Origin of the sequence: Vibrio sp. 10N.222.55.C6 (assembly GCF_041473395.1) — a bacterium.
In the GTDB taxonomy this organism is placed as follows: Bacteria; Pseudomonadota; Gammaproteobacteria; order Enterobacterales; family Vibrionaceae; genus Vibrio; species Vibrio crassostreae_C.
The window spans coordinates 1-502 of sequence record NZ_JBFRSD010000389.1 but is presented as its reverse complement, the minus strand read 5'-3'; the positions used below and the strand labels follow the sequence as shown (position 1 = coordinate 502).

General features: G+C 50.6%; 1 pseudogene. It reads right to left on the bottom strand.

Annotation, left to right across the window (positions count from 1 at the left end):
• A pseudogene (locus AB4486_RS24250) lies at positions 1 to 413 on the bottom strand (hypothetical protein); the annotation flags it as partial.
• Between the last annotated feature and the right edge of the window lie 89 nt (positions 414 to 502).

Genomic DNA, 502 nt, shown 5'->3' with positions numbered 1-502 from the left:
GGGTGCGTCATGACGCTATCAAAGAAGGCTAGATGATGTTCACAAGCGTGCTGCGCGAGGGCGTAGCGAAAGGAGTTCAGTTCGGTTCGCCCTTCCAGCACGACGCCGTCTTGTTGGTTGTCATGACGGAGCTGCAATGAAATCGTTTCTTTTTGGTCGATATGATTGGTTTGGCACAGCCATAGGTTGGCAAAAGCGGTGGCGCTAAACGAGAAAGCGGCGTTGTCCAATGTGCAATCCGACGCTCTGTCCAACGTGGTCATGATGAGCTTCTCCGTCGCGCCGCCAATGAGGTGAAGCGATTTATCAGTGACAATGAAGGTGACAAAGGGGTGCTCGCTGCCTTTTTTGATGCCGCTAACCAGCTCGGTAATGCGTGCGTGTACTTCTGGTTGAAAGTTCAGTGTGTTCATAATGTGTGTCCTTTTTGCTGTGAGGCGTTAAGTATCATGGTGTTCCACCATGTTTGAAATTGCTCTAGAAGAAGTGGATCGGTGACCTC